Genomic DNA, 20877 nt, shown 5'->3' with positions numbered 1-20877 from the left:
CTGATAATGAGGGCGCCACTGTACGAGATGGTCCTGGTCCTAGAAGCACAGGACTAGGGCCTAGTCAGTCAGTTTGTCGCCGTTCGCTGAAGGCTGGCGTGGAGATTTGGATTGTTGCTGACGACGTTTCTGTGCACGGCTGATGGCCAGAATGATCCACACCGGAATGAACAGTACGCCTGCCAGGAGCGAGACGGTGACGAGTATCGCCATGACTGTATCCGTTGCAGGAATGGTGACGGCAGTCAATGCACCAACGAACGGCAGCGCGACCACCAGAACAAGCAGGAGGCTGAGCATCTTCAGATGGAAACGGCGAACTGCGCGTCGGGGCCCCTGTGGAGTCGGCCGGAGTGGCTCATCGGGCTGAGGCTGGGCCGCTGCGCGTGTGTATTCAGCTCGGGTTGGCTGCAGGCGGTCGCGAGAGAAAGTTGTGAGCGCGGGGTCGATTGATGGGATCGAGTTAGCCCTCGGCGCAAGTTGCGTCGCTGCGGACGGCATTAAAGGAGCTTCTTGTTCGTCCAGAGCCACATCTGGAACGTCTTGCTGGCCAGGCGAACCTGGTTCAGCGAGCTCCAGCCACGCAAAGAAGTCGTCCACCGGGACTATCGGCTTGTCATACTTGATCGCTGTCCGGATTTGGACTGAATCTGGGCTGGCGCCGGCATCGATGAGGACATCGGTCCTTGTCTTCGTCACTGCGGCCTCGACGATGAATCCCTTGGGTTCCACCAGCGCGGCCAGCTGGGGCCGGGTGAGTCTGTCTCCGGTGCGTGCAGAAGTGACGATTCCGGCGAAGGCGATCGTCGAACCCGGTCGAAGAAGTTCTCCCAGCTCTTCGATCGCGTATGAAACGGTCAGAGGGTCGCTGTTCCCGGTGTTGTTCTCAACCAAGGGCGTAGTTGTCTGCGACGGGACCTGTTCAGAGGATGTAGTTGCCTGTGGCTCCTCTGCCGGTGGAGTGGCGTGGGCCGGCTCGAGTGGGCGGGAGGCCGGGATGTCCCCGTCGAAGGACCCGGAGGTGCCTTGGGCGGACTCCTGGTGTTCCATCTCTGGGGCGAATAACCGTTCCACCATGAACTGCATCGCGCCATCGGCCGGGACCCCGTGGGAAGCAACGTTTCCCTCTAGCCAGTCAGTGAACTCCTCAACGGTGAAGATCGGCTTATGGAATTTCTCAGCCTGCCGAGCCTTAACCGATTGGGTTCCTCGCTCAGCCACGACGAGCACGTCGCATTTGGTTTTCGTGACGGTTTCCACCGGTTCCAGGCCTCTCGAGGAAGCTAGCCCCTTCAGATCCTCGCGATCGATCTGGCCTCCCAGGCCGTCAGTCGCCGTTCCTGTGAAACAGACCCGGGTCCCCGGCTGAAGTACTTCCAAGATCGAGCCCTTCCCCACGTCGCCTTGTGCCGTGGCGACGAGGGCGACGCCTGACTCTTCTTGAAGCTTCCGAAGGATTCCCAAGGTTTCGGGCCCACCACTGCTGGCAAGCTGGGGCCGCTCGCTCAGCAGCTCAGCGAGAACCGTGGTGGCATTCTCGGACGCAGAGCACCGGACTTGGAAGTCTTTGCCGTTACGGCTTCGGCCGAGGAGATAGCCGGCCGCCGGTTTCGCTGGAGCGAACACGTCCGATGAGGACGTAGTCTCGCTCCTCATAGCCAGCTCCCGGACGGTTCTCGCCTTCTCGAGGGCCGAGAGCGAGTCGAAGGTCGCGCTTTCTTCGTCGGGCAACAGCTCTGCGACGTCATCGCCCACGGGGATATGGGCGACCATCCCTCCGCGCTTGAGCTCGAAGTCGATGTACTCCAGGGTCTCGTCCACTCGGACACCGACCGGAGTCCTGCCCTCCAGCAACGGGGCGATCGCGTTCCATGCTTGGGGAAGCGCCGGGGCCAATTGCACGTCCGTTGCCGTGATCCCGTACTCCTGGCGGGAGTCTCCGACGTCCCGGCCCGGAGCCACCAGGGTCGTGGCCTCGTGCCCGTCGTCAGTCACCACCGCGAGTTCGATAACTCGGGGCTTCCACTGCCGGCCGACATCGCCCACGAAGGACACCCCGAGATAGGCCCCTCCCCGAGAGGTCGTCAACCGGCCACCCGTATCAAGGAAACGCCGAATCCGCTGGTTGACCCGAAGGTGCTTTGGTTCCACGGCTCGGGAGAGCACCAGGCCGTTCAACGAGGTGCACCGGCTCAGTGCTACGTAGAGTTGGCCGTCCGCAAAAGTACCGCCCGCCAGGTCGACACGGCAGCGATCCAAGGTCTGCCCCTGGCTCTTATGGATGGTGATGGCCCACGCAAGTCGAAAGGGCAGCTGAGTAAACGACCCCACCACCTCATGCTCGAGACGCACACCATGTACGACAGGCCGGGTGACCTGCCAAACCTGCCGATCAACCTGGACTACCTCCCCGTCGTTCAACTGAACAACGACCGACGGGTCCTTTCCCTCAGAGGAAATCTCGAGAATCTTGCCGATACTGCCGTTGACCCAACGATTCCCACTGTCATTGGTCAGGAGCATGATCTGGGCCCCAACTTTGAACACCAGTTTCTCGTCAGTGGGAATCTCGAACCCATCCAGGTCGCCGTTGATCTCCGCGAGGCTGGTCACCTCCTTCGTGGGAAGCTGGTCAAGCATGGCTTTGTTTCGGGCAGTGGCAATCCGATTGGTGGTGGTGAGGGTCAGCCAGAACTCGTCCAGCGGCGGTTCGAACGCCGGGTCCACCCTTTGGTTGAGCACATCCCGATCCGTGTCGCCCAGAGATCCGTCCCTGACGGAGTTGAGGATGTCGACCAATTGGCAGTCGCCGACCTGCCTGAAGACCGTTGTCAGCTCCACCACCGGAAATCGGTGACGCTCGTAGTTTCGAGCCGAGAAGAAGAAGGGTGAGTCGTAGACCTCGGAGAAATAGTGTTTCTCTGGTTCCGTGACCACGGGAGGCAATTGGAACAGGTCGCCCACGAGCACGATCTGTACGCCGCCGAAGCGTTCTCCTGGGCGAGGACCGAAGCGCTCCAGGGCGGTCGCCATGCAGTCGAAAATGTCGGCGCGCACCATGGACGCCTCGTCGATGATCAGTGTGTCGATCTTCGACAGCACCCTGCCGAATTTCCTCGGGTAGTAGTCCTCGGACCGAACGTGTTCGACAGTCACCGTGGTCGTGAAGGAAAACAATCGGTGGATCGTGTATCCGTCGACATTCAATGCGGCGATGCCAGTTGGTGCGGCGACTACCGCGTTCCTGGACGTCCGGGATAGGAACTCACGGATCAACGTCGACTTACCCGTACCGGCCTTACCTGTAAGGAAGATGCTCTCGCCTTGCTCAAGCAGCGAGAGCGCCGCCCTGAACTCGTCTGTCAGAACGATCTCGTTTGACCCGGTGCCTGCCATCTCGGTCTCCTCAGTCGAATCGGCCTCTTCGTTGAGCGCCAAGAATCGTTCTAGTGATGTTCTTTGCCGTTCGAAAATAACGCATGACTTGCGGTTATCGTCCCCTTCGAGATTACATAAATAGTTCCAGCTGGCCAGTGGCAAGCGGCAGTCCTAAGCCACGATGACTAACCAACGCCTCATCACGCGCGTAAGAAGATTCGTCAGCTCACCGCCGCTCAACCCGCCGGTCACGCCTGCCGAATCTCGGCTTGGCTGTTCCATTGGTCCTCGGCCGTGATGGGCTGTGGTGGGCGGGGGGGGTGCCGGTACAGGGTGGTGCGGGTAATGCCGGTCTTCTCCACGATCTGGGCGATGGTGTGGTCCTCGTTTCGTAGGTGCTCGTCGTAGGCCAGTTTGCTGGGGTTGACCACGCTGGGCCGACCAACCCGCCGACCCTTGGCGGTGGTCACGGCCCGGGCGTGGGCGGCGCGTTCGATGGCGTATGTGCGTTCCATCTGACCGAAGAGGGCGAGCATCACCACGGCCAACTGGGACATCGGGTCGTCGGGGTTGGATGAGTCCACCCGGATGGGGTCGGCCAGGTTCTTCGCCCCGATACCGCGGTCGGCCAAGTCGTGGATGAGGATCAGCGTGTCCCGTACGGTGCGGCCCAACCTGTCCAGGGTGTGCACCACGATATCGTCACCCTCCCGGTGTCGCTTTCGGAAGCCGACAGCACTGATGTCGGAAGTGGTCTTCACTGATCGACTTGGGGACGTCGAACCTACGCTGTAAGGGAATCCTATTGCGGGACGGATTGGCAGTTCAGGCCAACGTCCTGTCCAATATTCTCCCGGCGTCGTAGTTTCCAGTGAAGGTGATCGGCGTCGTCAACCGAAGCGTCGCCTTGGGTCAACACCAGCACGGACACCGGCCACCTCGGCGTTCACGACGTGTCTAGCGCCGTCGGCAGACTGCGTGGCGGAATGCCCCCTCACACAGGGCTGATCACACAGGGCTGACTCGCCCGATGTGCCAGCATGGAGGACATGGTCTCCGAAGCACCCACACCGTCCGCCGATGCCGAGTCCATCGTCCCCGAGGCCTACCGGCCGGCCCCGGCCGCCGACGAGACATTCGGCCTGCCCGGCGACCCGCCCACCGGCGCAGACGAGACGAACGTTTCGGGAGCCGGCCGGCGTCGGGAACCACACGAGGAGAAGTCCAAGCGTCAGCGCCGGCTGGAGTACCCGCCGGCGCCCGAGCCGCTGGGGGTGCCCGTGGTGGACAACCACACCCACCTGGACTTCCGCGACGGCCTGGTCTCCGTGGACGTGCACCAGGCGATGGACGCGGCGGCTGCCGCCGGGGTCGCCGGGGCCATTCAGGTGGGCTGTGACGTGGAGTCGGCGCGCTTCACCATCGAGGCCATCGAGGCCGAGCCCCGGTTGCTGGGGGCCGTGGCCATCCACCCCAACGACGCCGCCCGGCTGGCCTCCCGCGGCCACCTGGACGCCGCGTTGGCGGAGATCGAGACGCTCGCGGCCCACCCCCGGGTGCGTGCCGTGGGGGAGACCGGCCTCGACTACTACCGCACGGGCCCCGAGGGGGTGGAGGACCAGCAGGAGTCGTTCCGCTGGCACCTGGACCTGGCGCACCGGCTGGGCAAGGCCGTGCAGATCCACGATCGGGACGCCCATGACGACGTGGTCCGGATCCTGCTGGACACCCCGCGGCGCCCGGACCGGGTGGTGTTCCACTGCTTCTCCGGCGATGCGGACCTGGCCCGGATCTGCAACGAGCACGGCTGGTACATGTCCTTCGCCGGTCCGGTGACCTTCAAGGCCAATGACGGCCTGCGCGCGGCGCTGACAGAGGCCCGCGAGGACCTGCTCCTGGTGGAGACCGACGCCCCTTTCCTGACCCCGCACCCCTGGCGCGGCCGGCCCAACGCCCCCTACCTGGTGCCGCTGACCCTGCGCGGCATGGCCGAGACCCGTGGGCTGGACGCAGACGTGCTGGCCGCGGCTGTGGCGAACAACACGAGGCGCGTCTACGGGGGCTTCTGACCAGCGCCTTCACCTCGCTGCGGCACAGCGGAGCCGTCCCCGGACCCCCCGTTCGCCGTGATCAATTTGAGATATTTGTTATCTTGCCGTTATTGTTGTCCCTCAATTGGCCGGATCGGGCCGTTCAGCGTGCCTGTGCCATTGGCCCTGAAGCCCCGTGACCGGAGATGACAACGTCTGGACGGATATGGCACGAGTGATGAAGGGCCGCCTGGCCAAGGTGATCGCCCAAGTAGCAGCCCTGGCCCTGGTGGTCGGCGGACTGGTGGCCTTCGTGGCCACCCAGCGTGGCGCCGAGGTCACCGCCTCGGAGCAGGCCGCCAGCCAGGTCTCCGCCGGGGACGCCGGCCAGGACGCGGGCGCCCCGGGTGAAGGCCTCGGCGAATCCGTCCTCCAGCTGGAGCGCGCGTCCCAGGTGACCGTGGACCTGCCGAAGGTGGTCACCGTGACCGCCGGCGGGGAGACCACGAGCTTCGCCACCCAGGCCGCGACCATCGAACAGGCCCTGCGGGAGAACGAGGTGTCCTTCGATGCGGACGACCAGGTCTCACCGGCCTTGGACACCGAGATCACCCAGGACGTGGACGTGACCGTCCAGCGGGTGGACACCAGCACCGAGACCACCTCCGAGGAGGTGCCGTTCGAGACCGTCGAGGTCGAGGACGAGGACCTGGCCGAGGGCAAGACCTCCGTCCTGGCCGCCGGCAGCCCCGGCGAGAAGACCACCACCTGGACCATCACCACCGTGGACGGCGAGGAGACGGACCGCGAGGTCGCGTCCACCGAGACCGTGCGCGAGCCGGCCGAGCGCCGCATCGCCGTCGGGACCCAGGAGCCGACCCGCTCCTCCGCCAGCTCCTCCTCGGACTCCGCCGGTGCGTCCGGTTCGTCTGAGCCGTCTGACTCGTCCGGCACCGCGTCCGCCTCCCAGGCCAGTGCCCCGACCTCCGGCGTGTGGCAGTCCCTGGCCGAGTGCGAGTCCGGCGGCAACTGGTCCATCAACACCGGCAACGGCTACTACGGCGGCCTGCAGTTCTCGGCCTCCTCGTGGGCCGGTGCCGGCGGCACCCAGTATGCGCCGCTGCCGCACCAGGCCACGCCGGCCGAGCAGATCGCCACCGCAGAGAAACTGCGGGCCAACGGCGGCTGGGGCCACTGGCCGCACTGCTCCTCCCAGCTCGGCCTGCGCTGAGCGCCTGACGCGCACCGCCGCACCGGCGTCAGCAGGACGCCGTTATCCCCAAGGGCCCGCCTCGGCGGGCCCTTGGCGTCTCTCCCACCCGTAGGATGGACCGTGTGACCGCACCCGACGCCCCCCTGCTTTCCGCCACCGACATCCGGCGCCTGGCCTCGGAGCTGGACCTGCGGCCCACCAAGACCCTGGGTCAGAACTTCGTGATCGACCCCAACACCATCCGGCGGATCACGGCCGTCTCCGGCACGGGTGCCGGCGAGCACGCCCTCGAGGTCGGTCCCGGCCTGGGATCGCTGACCCTCGGGCTGCTGGACGCGGCCGAGGCTGTCACCGCCGTGGAGATCGACCCCGTGCCCGCCGGACGGCTGGCCCGCACCGTCGGGGAATTCCGGCCGGAGGCCGGCCCTCGCCTGGCCGTGGTGCTGGCCGACGCCATGCACGTCTCCGCCGCGGAGCTCGAGGTTGCCCGTCCCGCCGCGGCCTCCGGCCCTCCCACCGCACTGGTCGCCAACCTGCCCTACAACGTGGCCGTGCCCGTGCTGCTGCACCTGCTGGCCGAGCTGCCGTCGCTGGAGCACGGCCTGGTCATGGTCCAGGAGGAGGTCGCGGACCGGCTCGCCGCCGGACCGGGTTCCAAGACGTACGGCGTGCCCTCCGCCAAGGCGGCCTGGTACGCCTCCGTCCGCAAGGCCGGCACCATCGGCAAGAACGTGTTCTGGCCGGCCCCCAAGATCCAGTCCGGGCTCGTGGCCTTCACCCGTCGGCAGCCGCCCGAGACCACGGCCAGCCGCCAGGAGGTCTTCGCCGTGGTGGACGCCGCCTTCGCGCAGCGCCGCAAGACCCTGCGGGCGGCCCTGTCCGGATGGGCCGGTTCGCCCACCGCCGCCGAGGCCACCCTGCGGGCCGCCGGAGTCGACCCCCGGGCCCGCGGTGAGGTGCTCGGCATCGAGGACTTCGCCCGCATCGCCGCCCACCGGGTGGACCGCTCCGCCACCGAGACCCCCACTGAAGGAGCCGGCCTGTGAGCCTTCCTGCCCCCTCGACCACCCGGCTCTTCAGTCACGCGACGGCGCAGGCCCCCGGCAAGGTCAACCTCTCCCTGCGCGTGGGCGCCCCCCGCGCGGACGGCTACCACCCGGTGGCCAGCGTCTACCTCGCGGTCTCGATGCTGGAGGAGGTGACGGCCACCCCCCGCCAGGACGGCGAGATCTCGGTGTCCCTCTCCGAGCAGTCCAGTGCCTTCGTGGACCCGGACGCCATCCCCGTGGACACCTCCAACCTGGCCGCACAGGCCGCGCTGCGCCTGCGGGAGCACCTGGGCCGGGACCCGCAGACCCACGGCGTGCACCTGGAGATCACCAAGCAGGTCCCGGTGGCCGGGGGCATGGGTGGCGGGTCCGCGGACGCCGCCGCCGCCCTGCTGGCCTGCGCGGCCCTGTGGGACGCCGGCCTGTCCAGGCAGGTCCTGGCCGAGATCGCCGCGCCGTTGGGCGCGGACGTGCCCTTTGCCGTGATGGGTGGGGCCGCCGTCGGGCTCGGGGTGGGCGATGAGCTCACGCCCCTGCTGGCCCGCCACCCGGTGCACCTGGTCCTGGTGCCCGCCACCACCGGACTCTCCACCCCGCAGGTCTACGGGCTGCTGGACCAGCTGCGCGAGGAGGGCGCACTGCCGCAGCCCGGGGCTGACCCGGAGGTGGACCCCCACCTCGTCCAGGCGCTGACGTCCGGTGACGCCGAGGAGCTGGCCCTGCTGCTCGCCAATGACCTGCAGGTCCCCGCCGCCACCCTGGTGCCGGAGCTCTCCGAGATGCTGGACGTCGGTCTCGAGGAGGGGGCCCTGGCCGGCCAGGTCTCCGGCTCGGGCCCGACCGTGATGTTCCTGGCCCGCAGCGCCGAGGAGAGCTTCCAGCTGGCCGCCCGCATCGAGGACCGCACCGGGGTGGCCGCCGTGGCCGTCCACGGGCCGGTCCACGGGGCTAGAGTGCTGTAAATGGCTCATTTGCTCGGCGCCGAGAACATCGGCATCTCCTTTGGCACGCGTACCGTCCTCGACGCCGTCTCGATCGGCGTGGACGAGGGGGACCGGATCGGCCTCGTCGGCCGCAACGGTGACGGCAAGTCCACGCTGATGCGGATCCTCGCCGGCCAGCAGGATCCCGACGACGGCCGGGTCACCCGCCGCGGTGGCACCACCCTGGGGGTCCTGGACCAGAGGGACGACCTGGACCCCGAGGACACGGTCCAGCGGGCCGTCGTCGGGGACGCGGAGGACCATGAATGGGCCTCGGACCCCAAGATCCGGGACGTGATGGGCGGCCTGCTCGGAGGATTGGACTGGGGCCGCACCGTCGGCACCCTCTCCGGCGGCCAGCGCCGCCGCACCGCCCTGGCCCGGCTGCTGGCCGGCAGCGACGACCTGATCTTCCTGGACGAGCCCACCAACCACCTGGACGTGGAGGGCGTGGCCTGGCTGGCCGAACACCTCAAGACCCGCTGGCGCGCCACGGACGGCGGACTGCTCGTGGTCACCCACGACCGTTGGTTCCTCGACGAGGTCTGCACGCGCACGTGGGAGGTCCATGACGCCACGGTGGAGCCCTTCGACGGCGGCTACGCGGCCTGGATGCTCGCCCGCGCCGAACGGGACCGCGCCGCCGCCGTGATCGAGGGCAAGCGCCAGCAACTGGTGAAGAAAGAGCTGGCCTGGCTGCGCCGCGGCGCCCCGGCCCGCACCGCCAAGCCGAAGTTCCGCATCGAGGCGGCCAATGCCGTCATCGCGGACGTCCCCGAGCCCCGGGACTCCGTCTCCCTCTCCAAGATGGCCACCGCCCGGTTGGGCAAGGACGTGCTGGACCTGGAGGACGTCACCTACTCCGTCCCGGTGCCCGACGGCGGCGGGAGCCGCACGCTGTTCGACGACGTCACGCTGCGGCTGGCCCCCGGCGAGCGGGTGGGGATCGTGGGCGTCAACGGCGCCGGCAAGTCCACGCTGATGCAACTGCTCGACGGCCAGCTCACCCCGGACTCCGGGCGGATCCGCCGCGGCAAGACCGTGCAGACGGCCATCCTCACCCAGGACGTGACGGAACTCGACGAGGTGCGGCACCTGCGCGTGGCCGAGGTCATGGCCCAGGAGGGCAACTCCTTCCAGGTGGGCGGCAAGGACCTGTCCCCGGGGCAGCTGCTGGAGCAGCTCGGCTTCGGCACCTCCCGCCAGTGGACGCCGGTGGCCGACCTCTCCGGCGGCGAGCGCCGCCGGTTGCAGCTGCTGCGCCTGATGGTCGGCTCCCCGAACGTGCTCATGCTGGACGAACCCAACAATTCGATGGGTTGTTCGTTCCGGACACCTCGATTCTACCGTCGTGGTTGGGCGGCGTCACGCCCTGATGCTCGACATCGGGCCCGTGGGAGGCGGTCTGGCGTGCGATGCCGCGCTGCGCTGGCGGGGATGGGTGGTCGCTGATGGCTACACCGCTTCTGGGAGCCGAAGGGCTGCACTTGGAGTACCCGACGCGGGTGGTCTTCGACTCGCTCTCGGTCGGGATCGAGGAGGGCGACCGGATCGGGATCGTCGGCCGCAACGGTGACGGCAAGTCGAGCCTGCTGGGCATGCTCTCGGGGCAGATCGAGCCGCAGGCGGGTCGGGTCACCCGGCGCGGCGGCGTGCGGTTCGGCGTGCTCGGTCAGAGTGACGACCTCGATCCGGAGGCCACGGTCGGGTACTCGATCGTCGGCGACGCTCCGGAGCATGAGTGGGCCAGCGATGCCCGCATCCGCGATGTGATCGGCGGGCTGGTCTCGGACATCGCCTGGGATGCCGTGATCGGCCGGCTCAGCGGAGGTCAGCGGCGCCGCGTAGCCCTCGCCGCCTTGCTGGTGGGTGACTACGAGCTCATCGCGCTAGATGAGCCTACGAACCATCTTGATGTGGAGGGCATCGCCTGGCTGGCCGAGCACATGAAGCGCCGCTGGCCCAAGAACTCCGGTGGGCTGCTGGTCATCACGCACGATCGCTGGTTCCTCGATGAGGTCTGCACCGAGACCTGGGAGGTGCATGACGGCACCGTCGAGCCGTTCGAGGGCGGCTATGCCGCGTACGTGCTCCAGCGGGTGGAGCGCGACCGGATGGCGGCAGCGGCCGAGAGCAAGCGGCAGAACCTGATGCGCAAGGAGCTGGCCTGGCTGCGCCGAGGTGCTCCGGCGCGGACGTCGAAGCCGAAGTTTCGGATCGACGCGGCCAATGAGCTGATCGCTGACGTGCCGCCGGTGCGCAACCCCATCGAGCTGCAGCGGGTCGCGGTGGCCCGGCTGGGCAAGCAGGTCGTGGACCTGGAGGACGTGAGCGTGAGCTTCGGGGATCGGAAGATTCTCGATGACGTGACCTGGCGGATCGCTCCGGGTGAGCGCACCGGCATCTTGGGCGCGAACGGGGCGGGCAAGTCCACACTGCTCGGGCTGATCTGCGGCACTCTGGAGCCGTCCGAGGGTCGGGTCAAGAGGGGCAAGACGGTGCAGGTCGGCATCCTTGATCAGCAGTTCTCCCAGCTCGCCGACATCGGCGGCGACCGGGTGCGCGAGGTCCTGGCACGCACCAAGACCACGTTCCAGATCGACGGCAAGGACCTCACGCCGGCGCAGCTGCTCGAACGGCTCGGCTTCGCCCGCGAACACCTCTCGGCACGGGTCGATGACCTCTCCGGCGGGCAGAAGCGGCGGCTGCAACTGCTGATGCTGCTGCTCAGCGAGCCAAACCTGCTGCTTCTCGATGAGCCGACGAACGATGTTGACGCGGACATGCTCGCGGCGCTGGAGGACCTGCTGGACTCGTGGCCTGGCACGTTGATCGTGGTCTCTCACGACCGCTACCTGCTGGAGCGGGTCACCGACCAGCAGTATGCGATCCTCGACGGCGGGTTGCGGCACGTGCCCGGCGGGGTGGATGAGTATCTGCGGCTGCGAGCCGCACAGGAGCAGCAGGCCGTGACCCCGTCGCCGGTGAGCGCTCAGAGCAGCGAGGAGAAGACGGCGGCGTCGTCTTCGGCTTCGGAGTTGTCGGGGGCGGAGCGCCGGGCGGTGCAGAAGGAAATCGGCGCGATCGAGCGCCGGCTGGAGAAGCTGTCGGGAAGCATCGAGCGCATCCATCAGCGTCTCGCCGACCACGACCAGAGCGACTACGAGGGCTTGCAAGGCCATACCGATGAGCTGCGCCAGGCAGAGGACGAGGTCGCCGAGCTCGAAGAGCGGTGGCTGGAGCTGTCCGAGTCGATCTCCTGACGGGCCAGGGCTTCCGTCCCGCATACATGGGTTCGCGCCTGCCGCTTCGTGAGTGACAGGCGCGAACTGTGTATCGGGGAAGGTCGGGTGGTTAGTCGAAGGGCGGATCGTCTTTCTCGGTCTCGGCATCGCCGTCGATGCGCCGGGCATCGGCGATGCTCAACTCGTACATCGACCCTCGCACGCAGTCGTCGAGGACGGGGCCGGTGAGGATGCCTGTGGCGACGTGGACGGTGACCCCGGCTCGGTCGAGAGCGTCGTCGGTGCGCAGGTTGGCCACGGGGCTCGGCCGAGGCGCCATATCTCGGCGACGATCACGTCGGTGACCTCGCCCTTCGCGGCCTGGTCGAGGAGCTGGGCGAGACCGGGGCCTGTGTGGCCGGCATCGGTGAACACGCCGTCCTCGGTCAGGCCTCGCTCGTGCAGATACTCCCGGCAGTCTTCTGCCTGCTGGTTGGTCTGCGCTTCGCTGCCGGTCGCGCTGCGCAGGTAGAGAACCGCCTTGGTCATGACGCGCCCCCTGCCATGATCGGGGCGGAGGAGACGCCCTGTGCCTGGCGCCGCTGGCGTCGCTCGGTGTGCTCGTGGATGCGCACGCGCGCGAGCAGGACCAGGCTGACGGGGCCGATCCAGAGCATCTTGAACGCTGACCAGATCGCGATGAGCACGATGAGGTTGAGCCAGCCCGGCCCGCCGTCACGGATGATGACGGTCAGCAGGCTCGCGGTGTAGAAGTATGGGATCGCGAGCAGCATTGCCGGGAGGCCCCACTTGAGGCCGTGACGGGTGCGGACCTTGTCGAGCACGATGTTGGTCGGCATCCATCGGCGCATGAAGATGCGGATGTGGATGCTTGCGAACCAGATGAGTCGGAACATGATGCCTCCAAGCACGTAACTGTGGTGAGGCAGTACGTGTGGAGTGTCCCGGAGGACGGCCCCGGGGGGCCTACATGGTGAGGGGTGAATCTGCCTCGGTGCTTCTCACTCTACGCCGCACGTACGACACGCGGTAGCCCCCGTCGGCCGTGCTCGGTCGCTGGCGGTGCACCTTGCCCGTGACTGTCTGGGAAGGGGCACAGATCATGGCGAAGCTGGCAGAGCAGGCGAAGGGTGAGCAGCAGGCGCGGATGATGCTGTCGATGATCGCCGAGCCCGACGACGCGGCCACCGGCCGCGTCCTGCACCGAGTCGGCGGGGTCGAGACGCTGCGGCTGCTCGAAGACGACCAGGCCACAGTGCCGGAGATGTACCGCGCCGATGCGATCGCCTGGCGCAACCGCGTCGCCCCGCGCATTGAGGGCGACATCCCCGCCCGTGTCGCGGATGCGGAACGAGCCGGAATATCCACGCTCATCCCGACCGATACGGACTGGCCGCACTCGCTCAACGACCTCGGCCCCCGCGCCCCGTACCTGCTGTGGACGCGTGGGGCGACATCGTTCCTTTCCGGTGCTCTCACGGATCGGGTCACGATCACCGGCTCCAGAGCCGCCAGCGAGTACGGCGTGCAGGTCGCCGGGCACCTCGCGAGCGATCTCGCGCAGCAGGAGCGCACGATCGTCGCCGGTGGCGCCTATGGCATCGACGCCGCAGCACACCGCGCCGCGCTGACCGCAGGCGGGAGCACGATCGCGGTGCTGGCCGGCGGCGTTGACCGCCCTTATCCGCGCGGCAACTCTGATCTGCTGGCCCGGATCGGTGATCTGGGGGTGCTCGCCAGCGAGGCTCCTCCGGGGGCGACGCCGACCCGGTGGCGGTTCATGGCCCGCGCCCGTCTGCTGGGTGCGCTCTCGGGCGCGACGGTGATCCCGGAGGCGGGCTTCCGGTCGGGATCGCTGCTGGTGGCGACAGAAGCGCACCGGCACAGCCGCGCCGTCGGCGCGGTCCCTGGCCCGGTCACGTCGGCGGCGAGTGCGGGTCCGCATGAGCTCATCAAGCGCGGACGCGCCGAGATCATCACCGATACCGCGGACGTGACCGCCCTTCTGGACTCGCTGCATGATCCGGACCGGCTACTGAACCGCCAGACACCTGGCCGGCAGCTCGATACCCTGCCGCAGAACACGGCGCCGCAGGAGGGGCCGCGCCTGTAGTGCGCCTCATGATCCTGACGGGCTCGGGCTCAGACTTGGAGGAACAAGTCAGCAGAGAGCCATCTCCCGGCGTGTACGGCAGGAACCGACACCGAGAGCGTCCAACCTGCACAAGGAACTACTGTGACGTCGTGTCAGCCTTCAATCGGAGGCGGCGCGCTTGGTACCATCAGGTGTGGGATATCCGTACGAAGACCTAGCAGAGGCTCAATTTGAGGCCCTCGTTGTCCAGGCTGCGAAACTACTCCTGGGCAGGGGTGTTCAGGGGTTTGCCACAGGCGTGGATGGTGGCAGGGATGCTCGGTTTGAGGGGCTTGCAGACGGCTTCCCCAGTGCGGCACGACCGTGGGACGGGATTTCTATCATCCAGGCCAAGCACACTATGTCGTACGGCTATTTCAGCGACTCTGACTTTAGCGGTGGAGCCGCCAGTTCGGTGCTGGCCAATGAGCTTCCGAGGGCCAAGAAGCTCTACGAGAACGGAAAGCTCAATAACTACCTGCTCTACTCGAACCGATATCTCACAGCGAACGCCAATGAAAGAATCATCGAGATGGTCTCAGCTGAGACGGGCATCCCCAGTGAGAGCGTGCATCTTTGTGGAATCGAGGCTCTAGACGAGTCGTTTCGAATGGAACCACGGCTGGCGCAACTGGCCGGGGTAAACCCTCTCGACGGGCCACTTATCGTATCCAGTCGTGAACTTGCGGAAGTCGTGGAGGCGATCGCTGAGATTATCGATGACAACACAACTGGGATGCAAAGTCGTCCACAAGAGCGCACTTCGTTAGCGGCGAAGAACGAACTCAACAGCATGACTGAGAAAACCTCAAGACGCTTGATGGGTAACTATGGCCACCTGCTCACGCAGTTCAAGGACTTCTTGGCCGATCCCGGCAATAGTGCGATTCGTGACCTCTACGATAGCTGCGCGGAAGACTTCGATCTCAAGATTTTGGCCCACAAAGAGGAGCATCACACGTTCGATAAGGTCTTCGGTCAAATAGTTGATCTATTGACTAGCAGAGATCCTCTTCTGGGCAGAAATCGCCGCCTGACGCGAGCAATGGTCTTTTACATGTATTGGAACTGCGATATCGGTGATACGGAGGTCGAAGCGGATGCTGTTTCCAACCAAGCATGACCATCCCGACCAAACCGTAATAGCCGTCTCCGGAACTATGATGAAGTATCTTTCGAGATATCGAGTCGTAACCTACGACGCACTGCTTGAACATTGTCAAAGCAAGAATCAAAAGGTCGACTACCTGTTCTCTCCGGCGATCAGCCTTCTGTTCCTGCTGGGTCTCGTGCGATACCTTCCCAAGTCAGACTCCTTTGAGTGGGTGAAAGCATGAGGCTAGTCAGGCTCTACTCCAATCAACCGAACATTTTCAGCCCGATCGCCTTCAATGAAGGCTTATCGGTTGTGCTCGCAGAAATCCGCCGAGATCAGGGCAAGAGAAAAACCGTACATAATCTCGGCAAGAGCACGGTCGCTCGATTGATCGATTTCTGTCTACTGAAGGGTAGACACTCCAGTTTCTTCTTGTTCAAGCACGAGGATATCTTTGCCAACTTCACCTTCTTCTTGGAACTTCAGTTGGGAGACGGAAACTACATCACTGTTGCGCGATCGGTAGATGCCAAACGCCCCGTTTCGATCATCACCTCCACTGTCGACGTGCCTGATGCGACTGAATTAGAGATCGACCAATGGTCGCACGTAGGACTAGGGATCTCTCCGGCAAAGCGGTTGCTGGACGGCTTGTTCGGATTCTCAGTGATTTCGCCATACGATTATCGAGACATAATGGGGTACGTCTTGCGCGAGCAAGACGACTATAGCGACGTCTTCCACCTGCGCAAGTTTCGAGGTAAGCATAGAGAGTGGAAGCCATTTCTCGCGCACCTGCTCGGCTTCAATGCAGAGTTGACCGTGGAGCTCTACGATCAGGTCGATGAAGAAGAGAAGCTCGACCAAGCGATATCTCACCATCAGCGCGAAGCTGGAACTGCAGATAATGCCGATGTCGGGAAGCTCGACGGAATTATCGCTATAAGAACCCGCGAACTTGACCAATTCCAGTCAACATTGGACACTTTCGACTTCTCGCGTGCAGATGCCGAGGCCACTGAGGACTTGGTTGAAGACATTGAAGAGAAGATCGCCGCGGGAAACGAGGAAGCGTATAGGCTCTCGCAGCTGCTGAACAGACTAAACGATTCTCTCAACGAAGACGCGATCCTTTTTAGCCCGAGCCAGACCGAGAAGCTCTTTGCTGAAGCCGGCGTGGCCTTCCCAGACCAACTCAAAAAGGATTTTGAACAACTTATTGAGTTCAATCGAGCCATCTCCCAGGAGCGTCGTGACTACCTCCTTGAGCAGCGCACCGAAACTGAAGAGAGATTGCAGGCTCTGACGCCTGAACTTGAGTCCTTGCAACGTGAGCGTGCAAGACTCTTTGAGTTCCTTGATGGTTCAGACACTATTGAGAAGTACAAGGAAGTCTCGAACCAGGTCATCAGCATTCGGGCAGATATTGCTTCACTGGACCGGCAGCGTGAGGCACTGACTCAGATCGTGCACCTGCGGCAGGCAAAGCGACAGGTTCAGGAACGTAGAAATCACCTTCAAACTGCTATCGAGCAAGATGTCTTAGTCCAGTCTGAGACGGCAGGCAATCGCTATCGTGAGATCCAACAGTATTTTGATGAGATCGTGCATGACGTTCTCGATGAGCACGCCCTACTTTCGGTAACCGTGGCATCCACCGGTAGTCTTGAGTTTTCGGCTGAGATCGTAGATTCGACGGGCTCTGAAACAAGTGCTGGTAGAGGATTCACGTTTAAGAAGTTGTTGTGCATCGCGTTTGATTTGGCGGTTTTGCGCACTTATCTGGGGCAGCAGTTTCCTAGGTTTTCCTTCCATGACGGCGTGTTCGAGAGTCTCGAACCACGCGCAAAGAGGCGCCTGATCTCGGTCTTGCGTCAGTATGCGGACTTAGGATTGCAGCCTGTTATCACAACTCTTGATTCTGATCTTCCGGAGGCGATTTCCTCGTCGCCTGATGCTATTGAGACGAGCGAAGTGGTATGTACATTGCATGACGATGGGGCTGAGGGCAGGCTATTTCGCACTAAGTCTTTCTAGCCTGGATCGCGCTGTCATCAATCACTGTTTGTAGGCGATGGCCGCCCCCTTTGCTCATATCCTGACTTCGTCCAGATGTCGACCGCGAAATAGTGTCATCTGCCGAGGATCAGCGTCCAAAGGTGATGTTGGAGCCCAGGGGCCCTACACGCATTTCCTGAGCCAAGGGTTGATTCGCTTCTACCGTGAGCACGCGTAGCGCTGCGTTGGCTCGGGCGTGGTCGATCTTCTGCGGGCCGGTTTGTGGGGCCGGGCCGAGTGGGGTGTCGTCGCTGATCTGGTAGCGGTCGCGGTAGGCGGCGATGGTTCGGACGTCGCGTCGCCAGCGTGCCTGCTCGCGCCTGCCGGCGGGAGGGGTGCCGAGCGGCTGGGTCCAGGGCTCGCCAGTCTGGCGGGCAGTGTCGAGGATCGCGTCGGCGCGGGTCTCGATCAGCTCTCGTCGCTCGGTCAGCGCCTGCCGCATGTTTGCGGCGATCGAGCCTTGCACGTGTGGGATGAGGCCGGCGATCAGCCGCGGAGTCTTCCTCGTGCGCCCCGACCCGGCCGGCTGGGCGGTGGCGCGGGCGAGGCGGTAGTGCATGACCTTGGCGATGTCCTCGGCGTCATCGAACCCGCGAGCGGCCACCAGGCGCGGGAACAGCGCGTCAACGTCGTGGTGGTTGGCCTCGGCGCGTCGCAGCTCGGCAGTTAGCGCTCCGAACGCGACCGACCCGATCGCGGCGTCGGCCTGCTCCTCGGTCAGGCCCGAGCCGTGTAGGAGGGCGGCCCAGCGGTCGTGCTGGGCGGCTGCGGCGATGGTCTCGTACTCGGCGGCGAGCTGCGCGATCGAGCCCCACTGGTCCTGCTCGGCGGTGATCGTCTCGTGCGCGGAGACCTCGGCCCCCGAGTGCTGCACCACCCCGTAGAGCACGCTGCGCGAGCTCACATCGGGATTGTCCGCCGGATGCGGTTCAGGATGGTTGGGGTCGAGGCGGTCCAGGATCACGTAGGCCAGATTCGCCAGCCGACCGCGAGTCATCGCGACATAGAAGTTCTCACGGGTCGAGGACGGCTCGACCAGCACATGCGCGGTATCGACCGTGACGCCCTGGGCCCGGTGCGCAGTGACTGCGTATCCCAGATCGACGTGCTCTGCCACGTAGTCGGCGGGCAGCACGATCGACCCGAAACGGTGGCCGGGCTTGCGGATCGTGATCGACCCGTCATCGCGCACGTCGGTGATCTGCCACCGTTCGCCGTTGCGCACCCAGCCACGGCCGGTGCCGGTGCGCAGGCGCCGGTCGTTGCGGCGGGTGATGATCGTGTCCCCGACCCCGGCGGACGTGCCCTCGGCTAGCGCGACTTCGCGGCCGGGCTTGATCTTCCCGGTGAGGATGAGATCGGCGCGGGCTCTGGCGTTCAGTGCGGTCACGTCCTCGCGGGTCTCGGCGATCAGCACCGAGGCCCGTCCGGCGTCGCGGTCGGCACGCCAGGCGGTGTAGGCGGCGTCGATCATGTCCTCGGCATCACCGTCGCTGACGCGGTCGTGAGCGAGGTACGTGTCGATCACGCGGGTGCGGCCGTGGCGCAGATCGAGGGAGGCGGTCTTCTCCCATTCATGGACGAAGCGGTGCACGTCCACGAGCTCGGGGGCGTCGTCGCGGTCGGCCACGAGCATCCCGAAGCTCCCACCCGCATCGACGGATTGGAGCTGCCCGTAGTCGCCGACCAGCAGCACCTTCGCGCCCGCCTCGGCCGCGAGGCCGGTGATGCGATCCAGCGACAGGGTGCCGGCCAGGGAAGCCTCGTCGATGATGACGAGCTGCCCGGCCGGGAACGTCTCCCCGTGGAGGAGATGGTTCTGCCACCATTTCGCCGTGTTCTCGGTCGCGATCCCGAGATCCTCGCCGAGGACCTGCGCCGCCACCGCCGACGGTGCCAGCCCGACCACGGACCCGTTCCCGTGCTGCTTCTCCCATGTCCGACGCAACGCCGACATGGCGGTGGTCTTCCCGGCTCCTGCCGGGCCGACCAGCACGTCGAGAACCCTCCCGGAGACCGCGATCTGGGTGAGCGCTTCGGCCTGGTCGTCACCGAGCAGGCGCCCTTCCCGGTCGGGCTTCGCGGTGATCTTCTCGACCGTCTCGACCTCGACCACCGGGCCGGTCAGGGTGCGGGAGCGTTCCAGGAGACGGTCTTCGGCCTCCAGCAGCACCGTGGAGGAGAACACGGTCGAGTGGCGGGGCCGGAACACGCTGCTGCCGTCTGGGCGGCGGAACGCGGCCGGGCTGGTGGCGAGCTCGGGCGGCGTCAGCCGCAGCGAGGACTGCTCGGCGGCATCGGCGATCATCTCCACGATCGCCTCCCGGTCGCTCGCTGTCGCGAACCTCCATGCCATCGACTGCCGGCTCGCCTCGGAGTGCAGGTTCCATCGCCGCCAGGTCGAGCGTTTCTCGCCGACGACCTCGACCACCGCCTGCCCGAGCTCGGAGATCACCTCCAACGGCACATCATCAGCCCGCAACGGCCGCACCTGCTGCGCCTCGGCGAGAAGGCCGCCGGCCCAGCCGGTCGCGTCCTCACCCAGCAGACGACCTGCCCGCTCACGCCAGCCGCTCGTCAGGTCGGCCAGGGAATGGACCTGTTTCTCGGGGCGTGTAGCGAGGGTGGCCTGGGCGCGCAGACGCACGATCGTCCGCGCCGAGGGCCGGCGGCCGTGCTCGGCGGTGTAGGCGGCGATGAGCCGGTCGGTCTCGGCATCGATATCGCGGGCGCGGGAGGAGAACTCCTCGATCAGCTCCTCGCTGACCCCGGTGATCTCCCACGCCGGGTTACGGTCCCGGCCCCGATCCCGCGCCTCCCACTCCACGCCGAGCGTGCCGGTGAGGCGGTCGGCCAGGACCGCGTTGTAAAGCTCCGAGAGCGCGACGACCGCCGCGTGCATCGGGCGGCCATCCAGTGACCGCCATCGTCCGTCCAACGCGGTCTGGACCTTGTTGGAGATCACGACGTGAGTGTGCAGCTGCGGGTCCCCGGAGCGGCTGTCGTAGTGATCGAAGGCCGTGGCGATCAGTCCGGTCACGTCGACCTGGGCGACCGCGCCGTCGGCGGCGGTGTAGCCGGTGCGGGTCGCGGCGACCTCGCGCTCCATGAAGTCCACGACCTCGGCGATCGCCTCGTGATGCGCCTGGGCGATCAGGGCCTGCGTGCCGGCGTCGGCCACGCCCCACAGCACGGAGACGGACTTCGGCACCGAGAACGTGTAGTCGAACCCCGCGACCGCACGGCGGTTGCCCCGCTCGATCTCCTCGGCCTCGATCTGGCTGATCTGCTCGGCACGCTCACCCATCCCCAGGCCGGGGTCGAGGTCGGCGGCGCGCTTCTCGATCCGGTCGGCGACCGAGACGTACCGTGGGAAGGCCCGCCCGAGCGGGTCGCCGCTGACGGGATCGCGGCCCATCCCGATCAGCAACTGCAACTGCGACTCCGAGACCTCATCGCCGAGAGCGATCCGCCCGTCGCCGAGGCCGCGAAGGGCCGACCCGATCCAAGTGCCCGGTGGTGTTCCCTCTTCCGTGTAATACCTGGTCAACGGGGTCGAGAGGGAGCGGTCGCCGTCGGCGGCAGCGATCGTGCGCAGCAGGTACTTGTACCCGTCGCCCGCGCTCATCACCCGCATCGAGACCGTCATGCAGACCAGGTGGACAGACTCACCACGGCATCGGTGTGAGCC

General features: G+C 65.8%; 14 protein-coding genes and 2 pseudogenes. 10 read left to right on the top strand and 6 right to left on the bottom strand.

Going from position 1 to position 20877, the window contains the following annotated elements; translation table 11 throughout:
* Positions 1–60 precede the first annotated feature (60 nt).
* Positions 61–3540, bottom strand: coding sequence for a DEAD/DEAH box helicase (locus AB0333_RS07985; protein WP_366218158.1), 3480 nt, complete (start codon positions 3538–3540; stop codon positions 61–63).
* Positions 3541–3626: 86 nt separating this feature from the next.
* The gene (locus AB0333_RS07980) at positions 3627–4139 is read right to left on the bottom strand and encodes a recombinase family protein (protein ID WP_366218157.1); all 513 of its coding nucleotides are present in this window, start codon (positions 4137–4139) and stop codon (positions 3627–3629) included.
* Between the two features lie 288 nt (positions 4140–4427).
* Here AB0333_RS07980 and AB0333_RS07975 point away from each other — a divergent pair, with 288 nt between their 5' ends.
* The 6 genes and pseudogenes from AB0333_RS07975 to AB0333_RS07950 all read left to right on the top strand — a co-directional run bounded on the left by AB0333_RS07975 (position 4428) and on the right by AB0333_RS07950 (position 11916).
* Positions 4428–5447: a TatD family hydrolase gene (locus AB0333_RS07975; protein ID WP_366218156.1), complete on the top strand. Its 1020-nt coding sequence runs from the start codon at positions 4428–4430 to the stop codon at positions 5445–5447.
* A gap of 157 nt (positions 5448–5604) precedes the next feature.
* Positions 5605–6639 (top strand): transglycosylase family protein, encoded by a 1035-nt coding sequence (locus AB0333_RS07970; RefSeq protein WP_366218155.1) that lies wholly within the window; start codon positions 5605–5607, stop codon positions 6637–6639.
* A 104-nt stretch (positions 6640–6743) separates the two neighbouring features.
* Positions 6744–7667: a 16S rRNA (adenine(1518)-N(6)/adenine(1519)-N(6))-dimethyltransferase RsmA gene (gene rsmA, locus AB0333_RS07965; protein ID WP_366218154.1), complete on the top strand. Its 924-nt coding sequence runs from the start codon at positions 6744–6746 to the stop codon at positions 7665–7667.
* On the top strand, positions 7664–8632 hold the full coding sequence (locus AB0333_RS07960) for a 4-(cytidine 5'-diphospho)-2-C-methyl-D-erythritol kinase (RefSeq protein WP_366218153.1): 969 nt from the start codon (positions 7664–7666) through the stop codon (positions 8630–8632). The genes rsmA and AB0333_RS07960 overlap by 4 nt, the downstream gene beginning before the upstream one ends.
* A pseudogene (locus AB0333_RS07955) lies at positions 8633–9970 on the top strand (ABC-F family ATP-binding cassette domain-containing protein); the annotation flags it as partial.
* Positions 9971–10104: 134 nt separating this feature from the next.
* On the top strand, positions 10105–11916 hold the full coding sequence (locus AB0333_RS07950) for an ABC-F family ATP-binding cassette domain-containing protein (RefSeq protein ID WP_366218152.1): 1812 nt from the start codon (positions 10105–10107) through the stop codon (positions 11914–11916).
* A gap of 91 nt (positions 11917–12007) precedes the next feature.
* On the opposite strand, the gene AB0333_RS07945 is transcribed toward AB0333_RS07950, so the two are convergent.
* From AB0333_RS07945 to AB0333_RS07935, 3 genes and pseudogenes are all read right to left on the bottom strand, one after another.
* A complete protein-coding gene (locus AB0333_RS07945) occupies positions 12008–12196 on the bottom strand; it encodes a hypothetical protein (RefSeq protein ID WP_366218355.1) in 189 nt (62 codons plus the stop codon).
* Positions 12197–12213: 17 nt separating this feature from the next.
* Positions 12214–12426 (bottom strand): annotated as a pseudogene (locus AB0333_RS07940) (recombinase family protein); the annotation flags it as partial.
* Positions 12423–12794: a hypothetical protein gene (locus AB0333_RS07935; RefSeq protein ID WP_059281023.1), complete on the bottom strand. Its 372-nt coding sequence runs from the start codon at positions 12792–12794 to the stop codon at positions 12423–12425. The pseudogene AB0333_RS07940 and the gene AB0333_RS07935, both read right to left, overlap by 4 nt.
* 206 nt (positions 12795–13000) lie before the next feature.
* On the opposite strand from AB0333_RS07935, the gene AB0333_RS07930 reads away from it, so the two are divergent.
* The 4 genes from AB0333_RS07930 to AB0333_RS07915 all read left to right on the top strand — a co-directional run bounded on the left by AB0333_RS07930 (position 13001) and on the right by AB0333_RS07915 (position 17165).
* Entirely contained in the window at positions 13001–14011 is a 1011-nt protein-coding gene (locus tag AB0333_RS07930) for a DNA-processing protein DprA (RefSeq protein ID WP_366218151.1), read from the top strand.
* A 175-nt stretch (positions 14012–14186) separates the two neighbouring features.
* Positions 14187–15155 (top strand): ABC-three component system protein, encoded by a 969-nt coding sequence (locus tag AB0333_RS07925; protein ID WP_366218150.1) that lies wholly within the window; start codon positions 14187–14189, stop codon positions 15153–15155.
* On the top strand, positions 15133–15369 hold the full coding sequence (locus AB0333_RS07920; protein ID WP_310566935.1) for an ABC-three component system middle component 8: 237 nt from the start codon (positions 15133–15135) through the stop codon (positions 15367–15369). Before AB0333_RS07925 ends, AB0333_RS07920 begins: the two co-directional genes overlap by 23 nt.
* Positions 15354–17165, top strand: coding sequence for a DUF2326 domain-containing protein (locus AB0333_RS07915; protein ID WP_366218148.1), 1812 nt, complete (start codon positions 15354–15356; stop codon positions 17163–17165). The genes AB0333_RS07920 and AB0333_RS07915 overlap by 16 nt, the downstream gene beginning before the upstream one ends.
* A 109-nt stretch (positions 17166–17274) precedes the next feature.
* Here AB0333_RS07915 and mobF read toward each other — a convergent pair whose 3' ends face one another.
* Positions 17275–20835: a MobF family relaxase gene (gene mobF / locus AB0333_RS07910; protein WP_366218147.1), complete on the bottom strand. Its 3561-nt coding sequence runs from the start codon at positions 20833–20835 to the stop codon at positions 17275–17277.
* Positions 20836–20877: the final 42 nt, after the last annotated feature.

The sequence above is a fragment of the Citricoccus sp. NPDC079358 genome (genome assembly GCF_040702545.1).
In the GTDB taxonomy this organism is placed as follows: domain Bacteria; phylum Actinomycetota; class Actinomycetes; order Actinomycetales; family Micrococcaceae; genus Citricoccus.
Note: the sequence above shows the minus strand (reverse complement) of the source record. Positions and strands in the feature narration are given on the sequence as shown.